Source organism: Sandaracinobacteroides sp. (assembly GCF_057137845.1).
Genome location: NZ_DBNHFX010000222.1, coordinates 1 through 6,250 on the forward strand (window position 1 = coordinate 1; position 6,250 = coordinate 6,250).

Below are 6,250 nucleotides of genomic sequence, written 5' to 3' on the forward strand. Positions count from 1 at the left end.
CGGCAGGTGCTGCGCTGACGCTTGCCGGGCGGCTGTTGCGCGAGGCTGAAGCGCGCGTCGAGACGATCGAATTCGGATTGACGTGGAAGTGGCTGTGGCTGACCGTAGGCGACCTGGTGACGATCGACGGGCGCGGCCCGTGGTGCATCCGCGAGCGGGACATTCGCGGGCTTGCCGTGCACTGCCGGGCGGAGCGGGTTGCCGATCCTGCCGTGCGCCCGGCATCGATCGGTGATCCGGGACGCGGAAATGGCGCGCCGATGGTGCCGGCGGGGCCGACGGACATCCGGTTGATCGAAGCACCGGTTCCCTTGACCGGGGAGCAGCCGGCGCTGTTCGTGTGGCTGGGTGGCGGGGCCGGCTGGCGCGGGGCTGCCGCGTATCTGCTGGAGGCAGGAAACGAGACGCCGCTGGGAGAGGTGCGTGACGCTTCTGCGCGCGGCCAGTTGGTTGCCCCGCTGACGGCAGGCCAGGATTTGTTCTGGGACAGGGAGGGCGCGTTGCTGGTCGCCGTGGAAGCGGGCCTTCCCGGCTTTGAAACGCGAACCGAACAGGATGTTCTGGCTGGCGCAAATCTGCTGCTGGTCGGCGAGGAACTGTTGCAGTTTCGCGATGCCTGGATGGTTGGCGACGGGATTGTCAGGTTGTCGTGCCTGTTACGCGGGCGCTTCGGGACCGGGGCGCACGCGGGTTGGCATGAGCCGGGCAAGACTGTCCGGCAGGTCGTGCCGGAGCGACTGTTGCGTCTGGCCATATCGGCGGACGATGTCGGCCGGGAGAGGGTGATCCTGGCTGCGGGGCGAGGGGACCCGGCCGGCGGCACGGAGGCATCGGGAACGATCACGGGTGTGGCGCTTGGCCCGATGGCGCCGGTGCATCTGCGGGTGGTCAGGCGCGCGGACGGCGCGATCGAGGGCGATTGGATGGCGCGTGCGGCTGCGATGTGGCCGTGGTCGTATCCGGAGGGGCAGGCACTGTCGTGGCGATGGAAGTTTGCAGAGACGGCAGGCCAGACTGTCGGCGGCACGCTGACCGCTGCCAGTCTGCGACTAAGTGTCGCCGAGCAGGTAGCCTTGCGCGGGGCGCCGTTCGGGCCGGGGCTGTTGATGGTCGAGGTGGCTGGCGAAGGGCCGGCGGCCTTCCGAACCGCGCAGGCCTATTTGAACTGAGGAGGAAGGAATCATGGTCGAGAGTGCGCGCCTTGGCCTGCCGCTGCTGGTGCCGGGGCAGGGTCAGAAGGATATCACCCACAACGAAGCTCTGCTGACACTGGACATGCTGGTGCAGCCAGCGGTGACGAGCGCGACGTTGGCTGCGCCGCCTGCCGAGCCGCTGGTCGGGGCGTGCTGGCTGGTTCCCGCAGGCGCCTCCGGTGCGTGGAGCGGACGCGACGGTTGCGTTGCTATGTGGAGTTCCGGCGGCTGGCGGTTTGCGATACCGGCAGAAGGATGGACGACGTGGGTTTCCGATACTGCGGTTGCTGTGCGCCGCGAGGGTGGCGGGTGGGTGCCAGTTCGCGGCTTCCCGGATCCTGCGCCGTCTGTCGTGGAACCTGCGGGAGGCGCCGTGATCGATATTGAGGCGCGGAACGCCATTGCGTCGATCCTTGCCAGTTTGACTGGCCTTGGCTTGCTGGAAGCCTGATTTTTACAGGGCGCATCGCGTCATTGGTAGGGGCCGTGTTGCACGTGCGACACAGTTTTGGATAGCCAACCCCTTGCTAAGTCACGTCAGGCTCGTTTACATGGCTACCGCCTGAGTGCGTCATTACGTAAGAAGGGGATAATCATGGGTAAGTTCGCCGTTGCGGTTGCTCTCGCAACCACGGTGCTGGCCGGAGCCGCGCAAGCGCGCGACAAGTCGTGGTATATTGGCCTCGACGCCGGTGCGTTTATTGCAGAAAAGCGTGGCTTCGATATCACTGCCGCATCGCGTCCGACGGTCGATAACGGCCTGCGCAACAGCTACGAGCCGGGCTGGGAAGTCGGCGGCGTTCTGGGCTATGACTTCGGTGCGTTCCGCAGCGAATTCGAGGTGGCCTACAAGGATGCCAACCTGAACGCGGTCACCGTTGCCGGTGGTATCCCGCCGATTGCCTGGGGGAACACGATCGGCGTTCCTCCGTCTGGCAAGTATGATGCGGCTGACGGTAACGCGCGCATCCTGTCGTTCATGCTGAACGGCATGTTCGACTTCGGCAACAACGACGAATCGCGCTTCGGCGGCTTCGTTGGTGGCGGTGTCGGTATTGCGCGCCTCAACGCGCACATCTGGCAGCTCATGAAGTATCACTTGGCGTTCTCGGACGACAGCGACACCGGGTTCGCCTGGCAGGCGCTGGCCGGCATTCGCTACAGCCTGTCGGACAACATCGATCTGTCGCTGAAGTATCGCTTCTTCAACATGAACGGTGTCGACCTGCTGACGACCAACGGGCACGACCTGTCGGGCAACTGGCGCAGCCACAGCCTTCTGGCTGGTCTGACCTACAACCTCGGCGAGAAGGAAGTGGCTCCGCCGCCTCCGCCGCCGCCGCCGCCGCCGCCGCCTCCGCCGCCGCCGCCTCCGCCGCCTCCGCCGGCAGTTGTGGTTCCGGGTCCGTTCCTCGTCTTCTTTGACTGGGACAAGTACAACATCACGCCGGAAGCTGCTGCGATCCTCGATCGCGCTGCGGAAGCCTACATCCAGACCGGTCAGTCGTCGGTGCAGATCGACGGTCACACCGATACCTCGGGTCCGGCTGCCTATAACCAGGCGCTGTCTGAGCGTCGCGCGAATGCCGTCAAGGCCTACATGGCTGGCAAGGGCATTCCCGAAAGCCAGATGTCGACTCGTGGCTTCGGCTTCAACCGCCTGCTGGTCGACACGCCGCTCGGCGTGCGCGAGCCGCAGAACCGTCGTGCGGAAATCATCTTCGGCAAGACTGCCAACTGATTTCCGCCGCAGGGCTTCAGCCCTCGGTCTGAAAAGGGAGGCCCGCTGCACTTCGGTGCGGCGGGCTTTTCCTTGTTGGCGGCCTTGGTAAAGATGCATCGCGACAGGCGCTGTGCCCATATCGCGTAGAACCGCCATGCCGTTCAGGGCCTGAACACACGGCAAGCGTCGGGGCAGGGGTTCCAACCCTGTCTGACCGTTGGGGTATGCGTGGGAGCCAGTCCGGCGGGCGTAGCGCCGTCGGCTGCCTATGCTATTCGTGCTTCCAATCGCCGCTTGCGATGCCCTGGGCACGAAGCAGCACGGTCAGGTCGCCGATTCGAACGGCGCCGTCTGCGGCGGCGGCTGCCTTGGGTTTCGCGTGGTAGGCGACCCCCAATCCGGCTTCCTGCAACATCGGAATGTCATTGGCGCCGTCTCCGACTGCGAGCGTGTCGGCGACAGCGAGACTGCACGCACTGCGTTCTTCGATCATCGTTGCGCGCTTGACTTCCGAGTCGACGATCGGATGCCCGACCGTGCCGGATAGCCGCCCGTCGGCGATGTGCAGCAGATTCGCATGCGCGCGATCGAAACCGATCAGCGCGGCGACCGGGCCGGTGAATGCGGTGAATCCGCCCGAGACCAGCACCGCACGTGCACCCCAGCCCTGCATCGTCCGGATCAGCGCCCGGGCACCCGGCATCAGTTCGATTCGCTCGGCGAGGCAGCGTTCGATTGCCGTGGCGTCGAGCCCGCGCAATGCTGCGACGCGCGCTTTCAGCGCGTCTGCGAAGTCGAGTTCGCCCTGCATTGCGCGCTCGGTGATTGCCGCGATCTCGGCCTTCAGGCCAGCGAAGTCGGCCAGCTCGTCGATGCATTCCTGCTGGATCATCGTAGAATCCATATCAGCGACCAGCAGCAGCTTACGCCGCCGGGAGCTCGCGGGCTGCACGATCACGTCGACGTGTCTCAACGCAGCTTCGAGTACTGCCCTTGCCGATGGCGCGGTTGCGCCGCCGACCATCAGATCCACTGCAAACGGAGCGTCGAACGGGACTACACCCTCGACCATCGCACCGATCGAAGCCAGCGCGGCGCTTGCGGTATCTTGGTCCTGCTGCGACAAGCCGTCAGCAGAAATCAGCGTAACGATCAGCAGGTCGGTCTTCTTCATGAATATGTGCAGGCCTCCACTCGTGGTCATTGCAGGGCCTACCGCCAGCGGCAAGTCGGCCCTTGCCCTCGAACTCGCCGAGCGCGAGGGCGGCGTTCTAATCAACGCAGACGCGAGCCAAGTCTATGCCGATCTTCGTATCCTGTCGGCCCGCCCGTCCGAGAGCGAGGAAGCGCGTGCACCGCACCGCCTGTTCGGATGCATGGATGGCGCTGAACATTGCTCGGCCACGCGATGGGCAAATCTGGCCCGCGTTGAAGTGGTTGCAGCGCATGCGGCGGGGCGCCTGCCTATCCTTGTAGGTGGAACCGGCATGTATCTTCGCACCCTGCTGGAAGGAATGGCGCCGGTACCGGTGATCGCAGCCGAGATCCGGGCGGCGGTGCGCGCGCTTGGCGCCGAGGCTGCGCGGGCAGCGCTGGAGCAGGATGATCCGCTTGCCGCATCCCGCCTTCATCCGAACGACAGCCAGCGCAACGCCCGCGCGCTGGAGGTGTTCCGCTCGACCGGCCGCTCGATCGTGGAATGGCAGCAGGCGCGCCACTCGGGGGGGATTGCGGATGAATTTGCCGTGCGCGCCCTCGTCGTCGACATCGACCGTGCGTTGTTGATGCGAAGGATCGATCGCCGCATCGACGCGATGTGGAGCGCGGGCGCGTTGGAAGAGGTGGCGGCCCTGCTGGCACGCAGGCTTCCGGCTGATGCTCCGGTGCTCAGGGCGATCGGAGTCCCGCCTCTGGCAGACCTCCTTTCCGGGCGTTGCGACGGGGACGCGGCGCTGGAGCGCTGGCGTATCGACACGCGGCGCTATGCAAAGCGGCAGATGACCTGGCTTCGCAACCAGTGGCCCGGCTGGGACAGAGTATCCGCGCCAGCCTGAATATAGGGGGTACAGCTCTGCCAGGGCAGCGTTTCCCGATTCGAAGGCACGGCGCATGCGCGCACGTTTTCCTTGCTGCGCTTGCGAAAAATGCACGAATCACACCAATAGATAATTTCATGCGCATGAAATGTGCAAATATATTATGTTATGCATAATATAATTATCCACGACTCGTTGACAGTCCGCCTCGCCATGCCTATTCGGCCCGTTCACCTCGAACGACAGTCGAAAGGACGTTTCATGCAAGGCCGGGAGTTGAGCGGCGCCGACATCATCGTGAAAGCGCTTGTCGATCTCGGTGTGGATACCGTCTTCGGCTATCCCGGCGGTGCGGTGCTGCCGATTTACGATGCGCTGTTCCGCCAGAACCGGATCCGCCACATTCTGGTCCGCCACGAACAGGGCGCCGTGCATGCCGCCGAAGGCTATGCGCGGTCGACCGGCAAGCCGGGCGTGGTGCTGGTGACGTCCGGCCCGGGCGCCACCAATGCCGTGACCGGCATCACCGACGCGCTGATGGATTCGATCCCGGTGGTCGTGCTCACGGGGCAGGTGGCAACGCACCTCATCGGGTCGGATGCGTTTCAGGAATGCGATACCGTCGGGATCACGCGGCACTGCTCGAAGCATAATTATCTGGTCAAGGACACGGCGCGACTGGGCGCGGTCATCCACGAGGCGTTCCACATCGCAACCTCCGGTCGGCCGGGGCCGGTTGTCGTCGACATTCCCAAGAATGTGCAGGTGGCGACCGCCCGCTACGAGAAGCCAGGCAAGATCGAGCACAAGACCTACCGCCCCCGCGTGAAAGGCGATCTCGCGGCGATCGGCAAGGCCGTCGAGTGGCTGGCTGCCGCCCAGCGTCCGATTCTCTATATCGGCGGCGGTGTCATCAATTCCGGCCCCGGTGCAGCGCAACTGCTACGCGACCTGGCGCGGCTGTGCGGCGCGCCGGTAACGTCGACGCTGATGGGCCTTGGCGCGTTTCCAGCCTCTGACCCGCAGTTCCTCGGCATGCTGGGCATGCACGGTACCTATGAAGCCAATATGGCGATGAACCAGTGCGACCTGATGATCAGTTTGGGGGCGCGTTTCGACGACCGGGTGACCGGGCGTCTGGATGGGTTCAGCCCGAACAGCCGCAAGGTTCATGTCGACATCGACCCATCCAGCTTCAACAAGACGGTCCGCGTCGACCTGACGATCGAAGGCGACGTTGGCCATGTGCTGGAGGACATGATCAAGCTGTGGCGCGCACAAGGAGCAGCGGCCCCGGC

At 64.8% G+C, this 6,250-nt stretch carries 6 protein-coding genes; 5 read left to right on the forward strand and 1 reads right to left on the reverse strand.

The window, feature by feature from the left end; genetic code table 11:
- The 3 genes from AC16JP_RS11745 to AC16JP_RS11755 all read left to right on the forward strand — a co-directional run.
- Positions 1-1,169, forward strand: a 1,169-nt coding sequence (locus AC16JP_RS11745) for a GTA baseplate fiber-binding domain-containing protein (RefSeq protein ID WP_484340802.1), incomplete at its 5' end; no start/stop codon positions are given.
- A gap of 13 nt (positions 1,170-1,182) precedes the next feature.
- Positions 1,183-1,644, forward strand: a complete 462-nt coding sequence (locus AC16JP_RS11750) for a DUF2793 domain-containing protein (protein WP_484340803.1) — start codon at positions 1,183-1,185, stop codon at positions 1,642-1,644.
- A gap of 144 nt (positions 1,645-1,788) precedes the next feature.
- The gene (locus AC16JP_RS11755; protein WP_484340806.1) at positions 1,789-2,934 is read left to right on the forward strand and encodes an OmpA family protein; all 1,146 of its coding nucleotides are present in this window, start codon (positions 1,789-1,791) and stop codon (positions 2,932-2,934) included.
- 253 nt (positions 2,935-3,187) lie between these two features.
- Here AC16JP_RS11755 and serB read toward each other — a convergent pair whose 3' ends face one another.
- Positions 3,188-4,075, reverse strand: coding sequence for a phosphoserine phosphatase SerB (gene serB / locus AC16JP_RS11760; protein WP_484340807.1), 888 nt, complete (start codon positions 4,073-4,075; stop codon positions 3,188-3,190).
- Between the two features lie 13 nt (positions 4,076-4,088).
- Here serB and miaA point away from each other — a divergent pair, with 13 nt between their 5' ends.
- Together miaA and AC16JP_RS11770 are read left to right on the forward strand one after the other, a co-directional pair.
- Positions 4,089-4,970: a tRNA (adenosine(37)-N6)-dimethylallyltransferase MiaA gene (gene miaA, locus AC16JP_RS11765; RefSeq protein WP_484340804.1), complete on the forward strand. Its 882-nt coding sequence runs from the start codon at positions 4,089-4,091 to the stop codon at positions 4,968-4,970.
- A 243-nt stretch (positions 4,971-5,213) separates the two neighbouring features.
- Positions 5,214-6,250 (forward strand): thiamine pyrophosphate-binding protein (locus tag AC16JP_RS11770; RefSeq protein ID WP_484340805.1); only part of this gene is annotated, 1,037 nt, incomplete at its 3' end.

Bases quoted from the DNA above. Each gene is read 5' to 3' on its own strand.
- AC16JP_RS11750 (WP_484340803.1), top strand. From the start codon at position 1,183: ATGGTCGAGAGTGCGCGCCTTGGCCTGCCGCTGCTGGTGCCGGGGCAG.
- AC16JP_RS11755 (WP_484340806.1), top strand. From the start codon at position 1,789: ATGGGTAAGTTCGCCGTTGCGGTTGCTCTCGCAACCACGGTGCTGGCC.
- miaA (WP_484340804.1), top strand. From the start codon at position 4,089: ATGAATATGTGCAGGCCTCCACTCGTGGTCATTGCAGGGCCTACCGCC.